Raw genomic sequence first — 16,202 nt, 5'->3', positions numbered from 1 at the left:
TCGGTACTACCCGTGCTCGATCCACACACTCTTGTGCTCGAGCCATTCGTCCAACGTAGTGGGCCCGTTCGACGTGCCCGTCCCGCTCTCCTTCTGTCCGCCGAACGGAAGCGCCCAATGCAGTCGGCGATACGTATTGACCCACACGGTGCCCGCCTCGAGTCGGCGAGTAAACCGGAGCGCGCGCGAGAGGTTCTGGGTCCAGACGCCGGCAGCGAGACCGTATCCGCTGTCGTTGGCCAACCGGAGGGCGTCGGCTTCGTCCGCGAATGGCATGGCCACAGCGACCGGCCCGAAGATCTCCTCCTGGCACACCCGAAGTTGCGGATCCTCAGTGAGAAAGAGCGTGGGTTCGACGAAGTATCCGTCGCGCAGTGGACTTTCGGGCGGAAACAACTCGTTTCCGCAACGCCCGCCGAACGCAAGCGTCGCTCCCTCTTGCCGTCCGATCTGCAGGTATTCGCGGACCTTGTCGTACTGGCCGTCGAACGCAAGGGGGCCCATGTCGGTCTGGGAGTCCAGGGGGTTCCCCAGTACCATCGCGGAGGCTCTCGAGCGCAGTCGCTCCACGAAATCGTCGAAGATCGCTTCCTCTACAAGGATTCGCGATCCTGCGATGCAGGCCTGCCCTGCGCTGGCGGTGTAGATTCCTGCCGCGACCACATCGGCCGCATGCTCGAGGTCGGCGTCCGCGAAAACGATGTTCGGCGACTTCCCGCCGAGTTCGAGTGCGAGGGATTTGATGTTGGCCACCGAGTTCTCGGTGATTCGTCGCCCAGTCGCGGTCGAACCGGTAAAACTGATCTTACGGACATCTGGATGCCTCACCAGTGCCTCACCGGCACTGGAACCTTCCCCGGTCACCACATTCACCACGCCACGGGGAATCCCCGCCTTCTCGAGAAGCTGCGCAGCGACGAGCACCGAGACCGACGCCCGCTCAGGAGGTTTGACGACGATCGTGTTGCCTGCGGCGATCGCCGCGGAAACCTTCGCCAGGAACATCGCCAACGGCGCATTCCACGGGATGATCAGACCGACCACACCGAATGGTTCACGTACCGAGTAGGTCGTCGCGGAGTCCGACACGAGGACCGTGTCGCCGGTGATGGTCTCGGCGAGCCCGGCGTGGAACTCGATCTGCGACGCGGCGCCCGCAATGGCCGGTTCCGCCTCTCGGCGCGCTCGTCCGTTGTCGGTGGCGTCCAGACGCCACAGCGTATCGAGATTGTCGCGGACGGTTGCTGCCCAGGACCGAAGCAAGGCGGCACGGGCTGCAGCCGGGAGGGCGCGCCAGGAGTCGAGCGCCGACTTCGCTGCGCGTACCGCGTCGTCGACGTCACCCGCACCGCCGGCGGGGATTCGTGCCCAGACCTGACTTGTCGCCGGATTCACGCTGTCGATCCACTGGCCGTTGCGCGACGGCCGGAGTTCGCCGTCGATCAGCTGCAAATAATCGATCGAATCGTCGTGGATCGTCATGTCGTGTCCCTTCGGGGCGGTAAGCACAGTGGGTCAGCGAGCGGAACCGGCTACGCGGTTGTCCGTGCGGCGGTGCCGGCGTTGACGTCGATGATGCTGCCGGTGATGTGTGGGGTGTCCGGGCCGATCAGGAACATCACTGCTGCGGTGATCTCATGCGGCTCGAGCAGGGCGATCGGCTGCACATGGTGCAGGCGCAGCGCGGGCTCGACATCGTCCCAGGACGGATTTGCGAGATCCGGGCGCATTGCGCGGTACAGAGCCTCGTTATGCACCATCTTGGTCGAGGTGTTGCCTGGGGCCACACCGTTGACGGTGATCCCGAACTGCGCCAGATCTTGCGCCGCGGCTTTGACCAGCCCGATCGCTCCCCATTTGGAAGCGACGTAGGGGACTGACCCTGGAACCGCGGTTCTGCCTTGATTGGAGGTCGTCACGACGATGCGCCCGTATCCCTGAGTGATCATCTGGGGACTCACTGCCCGCATGCTGTGGAAGACGCCGGTGAGGTTGCTTCCGAGCACTTCGTTCCAGACGTCGAAGTCGGCGTCCTGGATCGACCCGCCGCCGTAGACCCCGGCGTTTGCTATCAGGACGTCGATGCGCCCGAACATGTCGACGACCTTGTCCACCGCGGAGAGTGTCTGCTCGCGGTCGGCGACGTCACACACCAGGCCGAGCGCACGAGTTCCACACTCACGGACGAGTGTTTCGGTGTCCCGGAGGTCCGTCTCGTCGGCCTGCGGGTAGCCGATGCACGGTACGTCTGTACAACGATCGAGTAGGACGACGTCAGCCCCCTGACGCGCGGCCGCGACGGCGTGTGAGCGCCCTTGGCCTCGCGCGCCACCCGTGACGACAACGACCTGACCTTCGAGAAAACCCATTTTCAGCCTTTCACTACCGAGGAATCAACGAGATGCCCGAACTGTTCGACAAGCACTCGTCGCAGAAGTTTGCCCTTGCCACCGGAGCCGTCGTTGGCGTGCGGCAAGCTGTCCACCACTACGATGTGGTCCGGCCTCGAAGCGGGCGCTAGTGCAGCGGCGAGGCGATCGTCGATTTCCTCCCGGTCGAGCTCACATCCCTGCTTCGGTGCCAGCACCAGCAGTATCTGCGGATCCGAATCCTGAACAGGAAGCCCGACAGCACCGGCTTCAGCTACCCCGTCCGCCCGGGATGCTACGTCTTCGATCTGCGCGGGGAGAGTGAGAACGCCGCCTCGCTCGATAGCGTCGGTTCGCCGCCCGAGAACTGTCAGCCGACCGTGCTCGTCGAGCGAACCAATGTCGCCTCCGACGAACCATCCGTCCCTGAGCGCCTCCTTCGTGGCGTCGGGTTGCCCGTAGTAGCCGGCCGACACGTGGGGTCCGCTGATCTGGACCTCCCCCACCGTGTCGATCACGGGCGCGCCGGTCGAATCGACCACCCTGACGGCACCGCCGAATCGGGCCCACCCGACTACTCCGTCCGGGACGCTCCCGTCGTCGCGGCGACCGATCACGCTGTACGGCGCCTCGGTCTGACCGTAGTACCCGTACAGCTCCAGGTTCGGGAGACGCCGGGAGATCCGTTCCTTCAATGACGTCAACAGCGGTTCGCCGCCGAGCATGGCCACACGCAGGGAGCTGAGGTCGACCGCTTCGTGATCCGCAGTAGACAACAGCTCAACGAAGAAGCTCGGTGTCACGCTGATATGGGTGATGCTCTCCCGCGGGACAGTTTTGAGGAACTGTTCCGGTCCGAAGTTGTCCTCGAGTACGAGTGTGATTCCGGCCGCCAAGGCTGGCGCGGCGACGGCAATGAAGCCAACCCCCCAGATGATCGGGCCGGTTCCCAGTGCCGCCTGCCTCAGGACAGGAACATCTGCCCACAAGCCCTGAGCGATGGCGATTCCCGAGGCGTGCGTGTACTGCACGGCCTTCGGCAATCCTGTCGTACCCGAGGTGAAGAACAAGGCGAGCAGATCATCTCCCCCTGCACCGAGCGGTGGTTCCGTTTCAGGAGCCTCCATCGTCAGTTGGTAGAGGTCGACCGCGTCGTGGCTGTCCGGTGCGCCGCCGGTTCGGATCCAGGTGCGGACGTGCTGGAGCATGGGCCGCAGCTGGTCGATGACCGGGTCGAACTTCGCATCGTAGACGAAGGTGGTGGCCTCGATCTTGGTGACGATCTGCTCGATCGTGTCGAGAGTCCAGTACGGGTTGAGGGCACAGAGAACGGATCCGATTTTCGTCTGCGCCAGGTAGATCTCAGCGACCGAGAGTGTGGAGTCGAGCAGTGTCGCTACACGTTCTCCGGGACGTATACCGGCCGCGAGGAGCGCGTTGGCGGTTCGGTTGACCCGGCCGTCCAGCTCTGCGTAGGTGAGTCGCTCTCGTCCGCAGTACGCCAATGCCGGCATATGAGGTGCTCGATTGCGCTGTGCGGACAGGATCGCGTAGCCGAAATTCGAGTAGGGCGTACTTTTCATCGATCTCACCTCGTCATCTCGCTAGTAGCTGCTGTGGTTTCCGGAGTCGGTTCACTGCCGGGGTATCCGCCACCTCCGTGCTGTACGTCCAGGAGGTCGTAGTCGGGTACGAATCCGCGCCTCGGGATCGTCTCGACGAAGACCACCGACTTCGGCTTCTTGTACGACGCGACCTGGTTGCGCACGTGCGCGATCAGCTCCTGCTCGGTCACCGAAGCCGACGCGTTCCGCACCACGATCGCGACCACTGATTGGCCCCAGGTGCTGTCCGGCCGGCCGATGACTGCAGCTGAATCGACGTCGGGATGCCCGAGTAGGGCGCGTTCCACCTCGGCCGGATAGATGTTCTCGCCTCCGGATTTGATCATGCGGAGTTTGGGGCCGACAAATGACAGGGTGCCGTCGGATTCCCTTCTTCCGAGGTCACCTGTGTGGTACCAGCCGTCTCGGAATCGAGCGGCGTTGAGATCAGGACGGTTGAAATATCCATTGAACAGGTGCATTCCGCGGGTCGCGATCTCACCGACGTCGCCGGTCGACACATCTCGTCCGTCGGCATCGACGATGCGCACCTGCATGAGTGGACTCGAGCGTCCGTGAGTACCCAGCCCGTCGATGCCGAGAGCGTGGTAGGTCAGCATTCCGCCGACTTCCGTCTGTCCGTATCCGGCATTGGATCGGCCCCACGGGCTCCGATCGAGGGTAATCATGTGATTCCAGGTCGAGCCTGCCGGACCGAAGTGCAGACTCGACAGGTCGTATCGATCGTCCCCGTTGGCGGCAACCAACTGATCGATCATCGCGGGAAACAGCATGGCTCCCTGGCAACGCTCCCGCTCGATCAGTTCGCATGCCCGTCGGGGATCGAACTGGGGGAGGACGACGTTCGTCCCACCGCACACGAATGTAGCCACCGCGAACATCCAGGTGCCGATGTGGAAGAGCGGACCACTGCCGAGGAAGACGAACCCCTCTGTGATCTGGCGTTGGACAGCGACGACCAAAGAGTGACTGATCAGCGCTCGGTGGGAGATGAGTGCACCGTTCGGGCGTCCGTCGAACGCTGCGGTGTACAGAAGCAGGACGGGATCCTCGGCGTGGATCGACTCCGATGAGGGTGCCGGAGTCGATGGAAAGGACGCCGACCACCGCCGGTACTCGTCGGCGGAGTCGTCGCTGCAACGCACCCACGGGGTACGGTCGTCACCCAGACTGTCGTGGAGGTTTCCAACTATCTTCGGTTCCGAGAGGATCAGTTTCGGCTGGAGATCGTCGATGACGAAACGGAGCTCGTCCGCACTTTGCCGCCAGTTCGCCGGGCACAGGATGGCACCCACTTTGCCTGCCGCAATGAGCAACTCGAAGACGCGGTGAGAGTTTGCTCCGATCCACAACACGCGGTCACCGGGATGCACTCCTTCGCCTGTCAGGGCGTTCGCCAGTCGGTCCGTCCGTTCATCGAACTCGGCGTAGGTAATCCGCTCGTCACCGTCGACGATGGCCACCATGTCACCGCGGCCACGGCGGTTTTCCCGAACGATGTCGGCGAGGGACAGCTCTGAATACACGAGGCGCCTTTCACAGGGGTGGATGGTGCACGGCAGTGTCAGCGGAACGCGGGAATGACTTCCTTCGCGAAGAACGTGATCGCCTTCGCCATCTCGTCAAACGGCATGTGCCGGGTGCTGCCGAAATCGCACATCAGGTGGTTGAAGCCGAATTCCTGCAACATCGCGACCTGGCCGATGACCCGCTTGGGATCCCCGATGACTTCGAGTTGCTCCCAGCGGAAGTCGTTGCCGACCTCGCCACCCTTCAGGTAGCGGCCTTCCCAGAACTCGAAACCCTTCGCGACCTCACCGGTCTTCGAATCGATCGGGGCACTCTTCTCGTTGAAGATGCGCGACCGATCGAAGGATGCCTCGAACGCAGCTTGATCCTTCCTCGCCTGTTCGACGGTCGGCGCGAGCCACACCGACCGCGACACGACGAGGTCGGTGTCCGAGGTGTCATATCCGGACTCCGCCGCGATCCGATGCCACGTCTCGGCTGCGTTGTGGATCTTCTTGAACGGCGCCGCAGGATCCGCGAGGATCGGCAACCCGCGCCGGGCGTACCGCTCAACTGTTTCGGGGCTTACGGCCGCGACGTAGATCGGCGGGTGCGGATTCTGAATCGGCTTGGGTGTGAGGGAAACCTCGCCACTGCGGTAGAACTGGCCTTCGTGCTTGAACGGGTCCTTCGTCCACAGTCCTGTGATCACTTCGAGTCCCTCGTCGAAGCGATCACGGGCTTCCGCCAGACTCATCCCGAAGCCATCGAATTCGATACTCTGATATCCACGGCCGAGGCCGAGATCGAGTCGTCCGTTCGACAGCAGGTCCAGCTGGGCAGCCTGCTCGGCCACATGGATCGGGTTATGCAGGGGCAGCACGACCACGCCGGTGCCGAGACGGAGCCTCTCGGTTCGGGCCGCGAGGTAGCCGAGCATGGTGAAGATGCTGGGGACGGTTCCATAGTCCCGGAAATGGTGCTCGGACACCCAGACTCCATCGAACCCGAGTTCTTCGAGTAGGTCGGCCACGCGGAGGTTGTAGTCGTACACCTCCTTGATGCTGTTCCTCTGATCGGCGCGGTGAAAGAGCAGGAAGGCAGAAAACTTCATCGGTCGGTGCTCGACAGGAGCATTCATGGTGGACAACCTTTCTTGCGCTGCCGTGGCGTAGTGCCGCCAGGATGGCGCTCAACAATTCATGTGGGCAGGAACAACGCGACGGACTTATCGATCGATCACACGTGCGCCGAACTCTTCGATCGACTTCAGCAACGAGTCTCGGTCCGTACCCGCGAAGGGGACTGAAAGCCAATCGACGCCGGCCTCGGCATATGTTCCGACGTCCTGGCTCAGCTGGTCGAACGTGTCGAGGTCCGGGCTGTCGGTCATACGCATCCCGAACGGGACAAAGCACACGTCCGGGCGGCCCCTTCCCGCGTCGAGAGCGCTGGACCGGAGATACTGAATGCGGTCGGCCAGTTCGTCGATCGTCTCCAGTCCCGGCGTTCTCGTCAGCTTCGCTGCTGAGGCAGGTTGCGGCATGGGCATCCACCCTTGTCCGAACTCGACGACCCGACGAATCGCGCGTTTACTGTTCCCGCCGAACCAGATCGGGGGATGCGGGGACTGCAAAGGCGCGGGCCGCATCGTGTGTTCGACCACCGAGTACGGAGGATCCTCGACGGTGACCGACTCCCCCGACCACGCCATCTTGATCAATCGCAGCGCTTGATCGGTGCGCTCGCCTCGATCGTCGTAGGCCAAACCCAACGCGGCGAACTCGGATCTGAGGTATCCCACCGCTGCTCCGAAGATGACCCGCCCCCCGGACAGTACATCGAGGCTCGCCACCGCTCGTGCCGTAAGGAACGGATTGTGATACGGGAGCACGAACACATTCGTCAGGAGCCGGACCCGGGTGGTGCGTGCGGCCGCAAAGGAGAGTGCGACCATCGGGTCGAGGGCTTGGTGACCTCCCCGTGACAACCACTTGTCTTGCGGGAACGGGTGGTCGGTGACGGACACCGCATCGAACCCCGCTTCCTCGGCAGCGCTCGCGACGTCAGCGACGGCGTCAGCGGTGAGGAACTCCGAGGGCCTGTCGACCTGATCGGTCGGGAGACCGAGTACGAAGCGCATCAGATCCTTCTTTCATTCACCACAGAAATGGGATGGCCTACTTCGGGGCGAGAACGGATCCTGGGAACGGCGCCAGCAACGTCTCACGCCAGGGCCCATCGAGATACTGTCGTGCACTCTTGCGCCACTCGACGAGCCTGGGGTCTGCGGTCGCTTCGGCATCGAGTCCGACTGCGGCGTCGTATGCGCGCTGCGTCTCGAGATGACTGTCAATGTCCGTTCCCCAGAAGGTAACCACCTCAGTGTCGGAGAGCATGACCTCGTACAGCCCGACGAGTCGATGGCCGTGGTCGGCGAGAATCGGAGCCCGCTCCTCGCGCACGGCAGCGAGATAGTCCTGCGCTGCCCCGGGGCGAACCTGAGCGATCTCGTGCAGGAAAAATGGCGCCGTGTACTGCTCCGCTCGCAGTTCCTGCAGATCAGGCGTGCCGCGCACCGCACCCATGGGGCGGGAGAAAGCCTTGTGGCGAAGGTTGTCGATACTGGACAGGAACAGTTCCGGCTTCACACCGTTGTAGATGTCCAGCTGCTGGCGCCAGCCACCGTCCCACCCGCCGTGGCAATCCCACAATGTGACGGCCTTGAACTGTTCGTGTCCGGTGATTCCGATCGCGTAGAACGCGCCGACCAGGTCGATCGCCCGTGATCGGACCGACAAGCCCTGCGTCAGCTCCGCATCGGAGTCCGTCCGCTGTTCGTCTTCCTTCTTGTAGTTGACCAGCCACTGAAGATACTCCCGCGGGTTCGTGGAGTTCATCGGGTGGAAGTAAACCTCTTCGAGGAGATAGATGCCGCGTGCCACTCTTCGTCCCTTCATTGAAAACAAGCAACTGCTTGCTCAAATATTAATGTACGAGTCCACCCCATGCGGGGTCAATGCCGACGAGTAACCTTTGACAGCTCCCGCCTGCGAACCTAGCCTTGCATAAAAACCAAGCGCTAGTTCAAACGGAGTCTAACGTGACGATGAGTGAAACGGGAAGCATCCGCACAAATACCCGAGGCAACCACAGTGCGTGATCAGAGTGCGATTGCCGGCGTCGGCCGGACGCCGTTCTACAAAAACTCGGGCGTGAGCACGCTCGAACTGGGACTTCGGGCCATCACAGCGGCGCTCGACGACGCCGGCCTCGAACTCGGCGATGTCGACGGCTTGATTACCCACAGTGTGGGCGACGCCGTCCCAGCGTCTGCGGTAGCCCATAGCCTCGGAGTCGACGACCCCCACGTCCTCCTCGACCTCGTCGGTGGAGGCAGCATGTCGGCCGCCGCCGTCGGTGCCGCTGCCATGGCAGTCACCAGCGGCCAGGCCGAGGTCGTAGTGGTCTGGCGAGCATTGAACGCCCGCTCCGAGTTCCGAATGGGCGGCACCGGCCGCTCCGCGCCGACGTTGGTCGAGTTTCAATACCAGGTCCCGTACGGACTTCTCGCGCCACCGCAACAGTTCGCGCTCGTGGCACGCTCGTACCTGACGAGGTCGGGCGCAACCTCGGAAGACCTCGGCCGCGTCGCAATCAACCAGAGGTCGCACGCATCGCTGAATCCCCTGGCGATGATGACGACACCGTTGACCATGGACCAGTACCTGAATTCTCCCTTGGTCAGTGACCCGCTGCGTTTGTTCGACTGCTGCCTCGAGACGGACACCGCGGTGGCTGTTGTCGTGACATCCGCGGCCAGGGCCCACGACCTGCGTCGAGCTCCCGTCCTGGTCAGCGCCGCCTCCACCGGCGGCGGCCACAGCCTCTACTCCGGCAGCAGGACGGACTTCTCGACCAGCGCCGCCCGCGAGATGGCGCCACGACTCTACGCGCGCGCTGGTATCAGCCCGGAAGACATCGACATCGCCGAACTGTACGACGCATTCACTCCGCTGGTACTGATGCAGCTCGAGGACTACCAACTCGCGCCGCGAAACGAGGCAGCAGCTTTCGTGGCCGCCGGCGAGACGACCTTCGGCGGGAGCCTGCCCGTCAACACACACGGAGGACACTTGTCCGAGGGCTACGCGCACGGTCTCAATCATGTCGCCGAAGCAGTGCTGCAACTGCGTGGAGAGGCTGGACCGCGCCAGGTCGAACACGCTCGAACCGCGCTGTGCACCGGCCAGCCCGGTTATGTCTCGGGTGTCACCTCGGCCCTGATTCTGCGAGGTGTCCGATGACCGGTTCGTACGGCGATCGCGACTCGACCACCTGGTGGCAGGCTTTGGAGCGACAGCAACTGCAGGTCCAACAGTGCACGTGCGGCGTACTTCGATGGGCGCCCCGAGCTCTGTGCAACGTGTGCGGCTCCTTCGACTGGGAATGGTTCACGACCGAGGGCACAGGAACCGTGGTGACGTGGACGGTCACGCATCGGGCCTTCTCCCCTGGTACCGCCGTGCCGTTCGTGGTGGTGCTCGTCCGACTCGACGCGGGCGAAAATCTACTCCTGCCCGGCGGCTGGACCGGAGACACACACGGATCCGACTTGACAGTCGGCCTCGAAGTGGTCGCTGAGTTCACCTCATCCGCCCCGAGGGACGGCGACCCATCCACACTGATTCGCTGGAGACCAGCGAACCAAGCAAACTAGCGCTTGGGTGAAAGTAATGCATACTGTACCTATGGCACCCAAATCGCGAACCACCCTGCCTGCACCCGCGACAATTCCGCGACGCGGAACACGGCGACGGACGGAGCAGGGAGAAGCCAGCTCCCAGCGGCGCCAGGCTTTGCTGGACATCGCGGCCGACCTCTTCGCTGAGCAGGGCTTTCGCTCGACGACCGTACGCCAAATCGGTGACGCAGCGGGGGTTCTCTCGGGGAGCCTCTACCACCACTTCGAGTCGAAAGAGGCGATCGTCGACGAGATCTTGTCCGCTTACTTCACCAGCCTCATGGCGACGTACGAGGAGATCGTCAAGAAGGATTCGGAACCTGCGGTCGCACTCCGCCACCTCGTGAGGGCGGCTTTCAATTCGCTCGATGATCACCGCGCCGCCATCACGGTGATCCAGAACGAACGCGGGTATCTCAATCAATTTCCACGCTTTGCGTACGTCGCCGAGTCCGAGGCCGAAGTCAGGCGGATCTGGACCAAGGTTCTCGACGACGGAGTGGCATCCGGGGTCTTCCGAGAGGACCTCGATACCGCGATCACATACCGATTCCTGCGCGACTCCTTATGGGTCGCCGTGCGATGGTTTACACCATCCGGACGCCTGTCGGCGGATCAATTGGCCGACCAGTACCTGAAATTGGTAATGAGCGGCCTCGAGAAGCCTAGCAGCGCTTGGACGAATCCAGACCGGCCCTTGTTCTCGGGCTGACAACGAACACCCTGAACGTAGCCGCGTGTCCAACCGGCTGTCGCACCGAAGGCCGTCACTGCAGTCGAGTGGCGGCCTTCGGCATTTGCGTCAACGCAAGAACTTCCCTCGAGCCTGACGGTGTGAGAAGGTTGATGCTTAACCAAGCGATTGCTTGTTTTAGTCGAAGGGAACACCGTCTCATGAACGAAATCCCCGAGTGGGGAACCCTCCCCCGAATGCTCCGCCAGCGTGCAACCGCCCACCCTCAGTGTGTTGCCGTCGTCGATGGGGACACCACGCTCAGCCTTTCCGATATTCGAACTCAGGCTTCCCAGGTCGCGCGAGCTCTCATCTCCCGAGGCGTCGTCGCAGGCGATCGAATCGCGGTGTGGGCACCGAACTGCTGGCAGTGGGTGGTCACCGCCTTTGGAATCTGGGACTGCGGCGCCGTGGTCGTTCCTCTCAGCACGCGGGGAAAGGGGATCGAGACCGCAGAAGTTCTCCGTCGAACCGGATGCCGGGTGCTCGTCGCAATCGACGAGTTCCTCGGTGCCTCGTATGTCGATCAACTCGCTACGGCCGTGGGCGGCCCTAGCTCCGACGCCCCCTTCGCCGATTTCGCCAACCTGCATACACTCGTGTTGCTCCAGGGTGACAGGAACCTTCCCGGCACGTTTTCGTGGGAGGCGTTCCTCGATCTGCACGACACGGTTGCGCTCGAGGCCGCGGAGAAGCGTGCTCTGGCGGTCGAACCCACCGACATCTTCGAAATCCTCATGACGTCCGGTACGACGGGCCAACCGAAGGGCGTAATGCTCAACGGTGGCCAGATACTTCGAGCCTACTGGGATTGGGCCGAAGTTTGTGGGCTCGGCAAAGGTGACCGACTCGCGGTAGTCAGCCCCTTCGCGCATGGCTTCGGAATCAATGCCGGGATGATCGCGTGCGTCGAACGCCTGGCGACGATGGTGCCTGTCGCCGTCTTCGATCCGGATCGAGCGCTCGACATGGTCGAGAACCTCGGCCTGACGACTCTTGCAGGCCCGCCAAACCTCTTCAGCCGGATTCTCTCGGATCCCGAACTCGATCATCGGGATACCTCGTCGCTCCGCTGGGCAATCGTCGGCGCTGCGAGCGTTCCGGACGAACTCGTGATCGCACTGCAGGACCGACTCGGGTTCGAGCGAATCACTAACGCGTACGGCCTGATCGAAGGCTCGGTGGTGACAATGACCCGGCCGGGCGACCCGACGGCCGTGGTTGCGGGCTCGGCCGGCCGAGTAGTTTCCGGGATGGAGATCCGCCTGGTGGACAGCGACGGCGCACCCGTCCGCACCGGCGAGCAGGGCGAGATCCAGATTCGCGGCTACGGAGTGATGCAGGGGTACTGGGACGCCCCTCAACTCACCTCCGACGCATTCACCTCGGATGGGTGGCTGAGTACCGGCGATGTCGGTTCACTGGACGGTGAAGGCAATCTCCGGATCGTCGGGCGGACAAAGGAAATGTTGATCGTCGGTGGTTTCAACGCCTACCCCGCAGAGATCGAGAGTCTCCTCCTACACAACCCGAAGCTCGCTCAAGCCGCAGTGATCGGCGCGCCGGATGATGTTCTCGGTGAGGTTGTCTGGGCGTTTGTAGTTCCACATGCAGGCGAGAATCCGACTGAGGAAGAGATCGTCGCATGGGCCCGAGCGAACATGTCGAACTACAAGGCCCCGCGTCGTGTCCTCGTTCTGGAAGCACTCCCAGTGACGGCGAACGGCAAGATCGCCAAGGCGTCATTGCGGGAGCGTATCGATCAGCTGAGAACCTCGGTCTGAGCTGCAAGGGCCTGCCCCGCATCGACATATGGCCGCGACGAGGAGATCACGTGAAATTCGATGACTACCGACAGATTCAGAACCTGATCTACCGGTACCCCTATCTGCTCGATGCTGGGCGACTGCCTGAAATGGGGGAACTATTCGCACACGCCGACATCTACATCGATGGAAGTCTCGCCATTCGACGCGACGCGCGAGCTGTGGCGGACTTATGGGCACGCTACGTCAGGATCTACCCGAACAGCACCCCTAGGACACATCACATCGTTACGAACCTGATCATCGAGGATGACGGTCCCGACATGATTCGTGCGCACTCCTACGTGCTCGTCGTCCAGAACCCGCCAGGGGTGCCACTCAATCCCATTACTGCAGGCGACTATCTCGATCGGTTCGTCAAGGTGGGAGACGTCTGGCGTTTCAGTGAGCGTCGAGTGGGGAACGACCTGTTCGGCGACATGGCGCATCACCTCCTCGAGCCGATGAACATCCGCGACGATACTCGACCGCAACGATGGGAGGACGCGTGATGCACGCAGGTGTCCAGATGTTCCCCTCCGCGAACTCGATCACTCCGACCGATTTCGCGGCAAGTGCCGAGCAGTTCGGGTTCGAGTCGGTATTCTTCCCGGATCACACGCACGTCCCGATCGGAGACGGCGCTGCGGGCTACTCAGGCCACGATGTCCCGGAGTATTACCGAACAACGATGGATCCGGTCGTTGCCATGACAGCGGCCGCTACGGCGACGACCCGATTAAAGGTCGGCACCGCAGTGTGCCTGGTAGCCCAGCGTGACCCGATCATTCTGGCGAAGCAGATCGCGTCCATCGACCAACTGTCTGCCGGGCGCGTGATTCTGGGTGTGGGCGCCGGCTGGAATGACGAGGAGATGCGCAACCACGGTACGGAACCGTCAACTCGGTTCAGTTTGATTCGTGAGCGGGTCGAAGCCATGAGCGCGATCTGGCAGCAGAAGGAAGCGTCGTACCAGGGACAGCATGTGCACTTCGCGCCCATGTGGTCGTGGCCGAAGCCCGTACAACGCCCCCGTCCGCCCGTACTTGTCGGAGGTGGCGGCCCGACAGTACTGAAGCGAGTCATCTCCTACGGTGACGGGTGGATGCCGTTCCGGGAAGGGACCGATCAGGTGGGCGATCCCCTCTCGGGGGAGGTTGAGGAGTTTGAAGCTGAACTTGGTTGGCGGGTCGGCGAGTTGCGGCGGCTCGCCGACGCAGCTGGCCGGCCTCGCCCCTCGGTCACCTTGTTCAACGCCTGCCCACACACGAACGCGCTCGACAGGTACCGGAACATGGGGGTGGACCGAGTCGTGTTCTGGCTGCCGACTGCAGCCAAGGACGCCACTCTGGAAACGCTGCAGCATCTCAGGGCATTGCTTGGGTAGCTGGAAAGCAGTCGGCAGGCGCCTGTCAGCTCAACGGAAAGTGACACGACACGTATCGGTTTTCACCGATCTCGGTGGCTAGTGGCTCCACTTCCGCGCAGTACGTGGTGGCACGGAGGCACCTTGTGCGGAATCGGCAGCCGGATGGCGGTGAGATTACCGACGGCATCTCTCCGACCGGTGCAGCCGCTTCGGTCTTGACCTCGGGGTCGGGAACTGGCAGAGCGTCAAGGAGCATCTTTGTATAAGGATGTTTGGGATCGGCAAATAGTTCGGCTGCCGGTCCGATCTCGCACACCTTGCCGAGATACATGACCATGACTCGGTCGCTGACAATGCGTATGACACTCAAATCGTGGGAGACGAAGATGAGAGTGAGTCCATACTGATCCTTGAGATCCTCGAGGAGGTTCACGATCTGAGCTTGGACCGAGACATCGAGCGCCGATACCGGTTCATCACAAATGATCATCTCGGGTTCGAGTGCGAGGGCCCGCGCGATGCTGATGCGCTGGCACTGTCCGCCTGAGAACTCCCCTGGCAGCCTGTCACCGGTCGCGTCCGGATCAAGCCCGACTGCCTCCATCGCGCGGTGCACCCGCTCGTCCCTGTCTGCTAATCCCCAGATGGCGAGGCCCTCAGCGACTATGTCGCGCACCTTCCGGCGCGGGTTGAGTGACGCGATCGGATCCTGCAGGATCACCTGGAGCCGTCGTCGTACAGATCGCATCTCCTTGTCCGACAATGTGGTGAGGTCACGGCCGTCGAAGCGGACAGTCCCTCCGGTCGGCCTCGGTAGTTGGAGAATCGCTCGCGCCGTCGTCGACTTTCCGCACCCGGACTCTCCGACGATTCCGAGGGTCTCGCCACGGCGGACGTCGAAGCTGACCCCTGCGACAGCGCGCACGACGTCCGATCGTCCGGACCGGAAGTCAACTTCGAGCCCGCTGACCTCCAGTAAAACCTCCGCAGTCGGCGTAGCAGACGTTTCTGTAGTCGTCATCGCACAATTCCTTCATCGCGGGGAACCTGTGTTGTGTTTGGGTTGTGGCATGCCAGACGATGCGAGTCACCGACCGAGAGGTAGGCCGGTGGAACTACGCAGTCGTCAACGGTGTGCTCGCAGCGAGGAGCGAATCGGCAGCCTGATGGCGGATTCACCAGGTCGGGTGGACGTCCCGCGATCGAATGCAACCTGGAATGTGGCACCGTCCCGGCGTGGGGGGTGGATCGGAACAACGCGGAGGTATAGCGATGCCTCATGTTCCGGAAGAGTGTGCCGGTTGGCGCTGATTCGACGAAACTGCCGGCGTACATGACGGCAACGTGGTCTGTGTGCTGAGCGACCACGCCCAGATCATGAGTAATAAGTAGCATTCCCATGTCTCGATCATGTTGGATCTCGGTCAGCAAGTCGAGGATCTGCCGTTGAACGGTCACGTCCAATGCCGTGGTCGGCTCGTCTGCAATGAGCAGATCCGGCTCACAACCAATTGCAATTGCGATCATGACACGTTGCCGCATGCCGCCTGAAAGCTCGTGCGGATACTGATCCAGTCTTCGCCGCGGATCCGAAATCCCCACCTGGGCGAGTAGGTCAGCCGCATTATCCCAAGCCTGCCGCTTCGTTCGGTGTAGGTGGTAACGCTGTGGGTCTGCGATTTGAGCGCCGATTTTTCGAACGGGGTTGAGCGCAGTCATAGGGTCCTGGAAGATCATGCTGATTCGTGGACCCCACAGGTGTCGCTTCTCCTCCGGTGTCATGGTTGCGACATCACAACCGTCATAGAACACCCGCGACTCGGGTGACACAGAGGCATTCTGGGGAAGCAGATTCATGATGGTCCGCACGAGCACTGACTTTCCTGAACCGGATTCACCCACGATGCCGAGAGCCGCACCCCTCTCGAGAGCGAAAGACACTCCGTTCACAGCCGGAACTTGTCAAGGGAGTTGAGTCCATCGGGTGTTAAGCGGCTGACGTTTCGGCCTCGGCAGAATCGTCGGCGGGGCGGTTGATCCAGACGGTG

The 16,202-nt window shown here is 62.4% G+C and carries 15 protein-coding genes; 6 read left to right on the top strand and 9 right to left on the bottom strand.

All coding sequences use genetic code 11. The annotated features are described in order from the left end of the window. Nucleotides 1–6: 6 nt before the first annotated feature. The 7 genes from ACH49N_RS25820 to ACH49N_RS25790 form a co-directional block, all read right to left on the bottom strand. Nucleotides 7–1,482 (bottom strand): aldehyde dehydrogenase family protein, encoded by a 1,476-nt coding sequence (locus tag ACH49N_RS25820; RefSeq protein WP_317765508.1) that lies wholly within the window; start codon nt 1,480–1,482, stop codon nt 7–9. Between the two features lie 50 nt (nt 1,483–1,532). Further along, on the bottom strand, nt 1,533–2,369 hold the full coding sequence (locus tag ACH49N_RS25815; protein WP_250776045.1) for an SDR family NAD(P)-dependent oxidoreductase: 837 nt from the start codon (nt 2,367–2,369) through the stop codon (nt 1,533–1,535). 2 nt (nt 2,370–2,371) lie between these two features. Beyond that, nucleotides 2,372–3,952 carry a class I adenylate-forming enzyme family protein gene (locus ACH49N_RS25810; RefSeq protein ID WP_358278447.1) on the bottom strand — a complete coding sequence of 527 codons (1,581 nt, stop codon included), beginning with the start codon at nt 3,950–3,952 and terminating at the stop codon, nt 2,372–2,374. 5 nt (nt 3,953–3,957) lie between these two features. Beyond that, nucleotides 3,958–5,520 carry an AMP-binding protein gene (locus ACH49N_RS25805; protein WP_358278448.1) on the bottom strand — a complete coding sequence of 521 codons (1,563 nt, stop codon included), beginning with the start codon at nt 5,518–5,520 and terminating at the stop codon, nt 3,958–3,960. Between the two features lie 38 nt (nt 5,521–5,558). Then, the gene (locus ACH49N_RS25800) at nt 5,559–6,644 is read right to left on the bottom strand and encodes an LLM class flavin-dependent oxidoreductase (protein WP_159920628.1); all 1,086 of its coding nucleotides are present in this window, start codon (nt 6,642–6,644) and stop codon (nt 5,559–5,561) included. An 87-nt stretch (nt 6,645–6,731) separates the two neighbouring features. Next, the gene (locus tag ACH49N_RS25795) at nt 6,732–7,646 is read right to left on the bottom strand and encodes an LLM class F420-dependent oxidoreductase (protein ID WP_358278450.1); all 915 of its coding nucleotides are present in this window, start codon (nt 7,644–7,646) and stop codon (nt 6,732–6,734) included. A 37-nt stretch (nt 7,647–7,683) separates the two neighbouring features. Next, nucleotides 7,684–8,448, bottom strand: coding sequence for a hypothetical protein (locus tag ACH49N_RS25790; protein ID WP_005260868.1), 765 nt, complete (start codon nt 8,446–8,448; stop codon nt 7,684–7,686). Nucleotides 8,449–8,616: 168 nt separating this feature from the next. Here ACH49N_RS25790 and ACH49N_RS25785 point away from each other — a divergent pair, with 168 nt between their 5' ends. The 6 genes from ACH49N_RS25785 (at nt 8,617) to ACH49N_RS25760 (ending at nt 14,172) form a co-directional block, all read left to right on the top strand. Then, the gene (locus ACH49N_RS25785) at nt 8,617–9,810 is read left to right on the top strand and encodes a thiolase C-terminal domain-containing protein (RefSeq protein ID WP_397504790.1); all 1,194 of its coding nucleotides are present in this window, start codon (nt 8,617–8,619) and stop codon (nt 9,808–9,810) included. Continuing rightward, nucleotides 9,807–10,223 carry an OB-fold domain-containing protein gene (locus ACH49N_RS25780; RefSeq protein ID WP_358278454.1) on the top strand — a complete coding sequence of 139 codons (417 nt, stop codon included), beginning with the start codon at nt 9,807–9,809 and terminating at the stop codon, nt 10,221–10,223. Before ACH49N_RS25785 ends, ACH49N_RS25780 begins: the two co-directional genes overlap by 4 nt. Before the next feature lie 31 nt (nt 10,224–10,254). Continuing rightward, a complete protein-coding gene (locus tag ACH49N_RS25775; protein ID WP_201453535.1) occupies nt 10,255–10,959 on the top strand; it encodes a TetR/AcrR family transcriptional regulator in 705 nt (234 codons plus the stop codon). Nucleotides 10,960–11,141: 182 nt separating this feature from the next. Continuing rightward, nucleotides 11,142–12,764 carry an AMP-binding protein gene (locus tag ACH49N_RS25770; RefSeq protein ID WP_358278456.1) on the top strand — a complete coding sequence of 541 codons (1,623 nt, stop codon included), beginning with the start codon at nt 11,142–11,144 and terminating at the stop codon, nt 12,762–12,764. Between the two features lie 50 nt (nt 12,765–12,814). Beyond that, entirely contained in the window at nt 12,815–13,297 is a 483-nt protein-coding gene (locus ACH49N_RS25765; protein WP_358278458.1) for a nuclear transport factor 2 family protein, read from the top strand. Beyond that, entirely contained in the window at nt 13,297–14,172 is an 876-nt protein-coding gene (locus ACH49N_RS25760) for an LLM class F420-dependent oxidoreductase (RefSeq protein WP_358278460.1), read from the top strand. The genes ACH49N_RS25765 and ACH49N_RS25760 overlap by 1 nt, the downstream gene beginning before the upstream one ends. A gap of 25 nt (nt 14,173–14,197) precedes the next feature. On the opposite strand, the gene ACH49N_RS25755 is transcribed toward ACH49N_RS25760, so the two are convergent. Further along, the gene (locus tag ACH49N_RS25755; protein WP_358278462.1) at nt 14,198–15,175 is read right to left on the bottom strand and encodes an oligopeptide/dipeptide ABC transporter ATP-binding protein; all 978 of its coding nucleotides are present in this window, start codon (nt 15,173–15,175) and stop codon (nt 14,198–14,200) included. Then, complete coding sequence (locus ACH49N_RS25750; protein ID WP_397504794.1) at nt 15,172–16,095, bottom strand: ABC transporter ATP-binding protein; 924 nt, start codon at nt 16,093–16,095, stop codon at nt 15,172–15,174. Before ACH49N_RS25750 ends, ACH49N_RS25755 begins: the two co-directional genes overlap by 4 nt. Nucleotides 16,096–16,202: the final 107 nt, after the last annotated feature.

Origin of the sequence: Rhodococcus sp. NPDC019647, from assembly GCF_044389235.1 — a bacterium.
Lineage (GTDB): Bacteria > Actinomycetota > Actinomycetes > Mycobacteriales > Mycobacteriaceae > Rhodococcus_F > Rhodococcus_F oxybenzonivorans.
The sequence above is the reverse complement of the archived record's forward strand: the minus strand, read 5'-3'. Positions and strand labels throughout refer to the sequence as shown.

What these genes read in the sequence shown, in the direction of transcription:
- ACH49N_RS25820 (WP_317765508.1), bottom strand. Translation starts at nt 1,482, where the DNA reads ATGACGATCCACGACGATTCGATCGATTATTTGCAGCTGATCGACGGC.
- ACH49N_RS25815 (WP_250776045.1), bottom strand. Translation starts at nt 2,369, where the DNA reads ATGGGTTTTCTCGAAGGTCAGGTCGTTGTCGTCACGGGTGGCGCGCGA.
- ACH49N_RS25810 (WP_358278447.1), bottom strand. Translation starts at nt 3,952, where the DNA reads ATGAAAAGTACGCCCTACTCGAATTTCGGCTACGCGATCCTGTCCGCA.
- ACH49N_RS25800 (WP_159920628.1), bottom strand. Translation starts at nt 6,644, where the DNA reads ATGAATGCTCCTGTCGAGCACCGACCGATGAAGTTTTCTGCCTTCCTG.
- ACH49N_RS25795 (WP_358278450.1), bottom strand. Translation starts at nt 7,646, where the DNA reads ATGCGCTTCGTACTCGGTCTCCCGACCGATCAGGTCGACAGGCCCTCG.
- ACH49N_RS25780 (WP_358278454.1), top strand. Translation starts at nt 9,807, where the DNA reads ATGACCGGTTCGTACGGCGATCGCGACTCGACCACCTGGTGGCAGGCT.
- ACH49N_RS25775 (WP_201453535.1), top strand. Translation starts at nt 10,255, where the DNA reads ATGGCACCCAAATCGCGAACCACCCTGCCTGCACCCGCGACAATTCCG.
- ACH49N_RS25770 (WP_358278456.1), top strand. Translation starts at nt 11,142, where the DNA reads ATGAACGAAATCCCCGAGTGGGGAACCCTCCCCCGAATGCTCCGCCAG.
- ACH49N_RS25760 (WP_358278460.1), top strand. Translation starts at nt 13,297, where the DNA reads ATGCACGCAGGTGTCCAGATGTTCCCCTCCGCGAACTCGATCACTCCG.
- ACH49N_RS25755 (WP_358278462.1), bottom strand. Translation starts at nt 15,175, where the DNA reads ATGACGACTACAGAAACGTCTGCTACGCCGACTGCGGAGGTTTTACTG.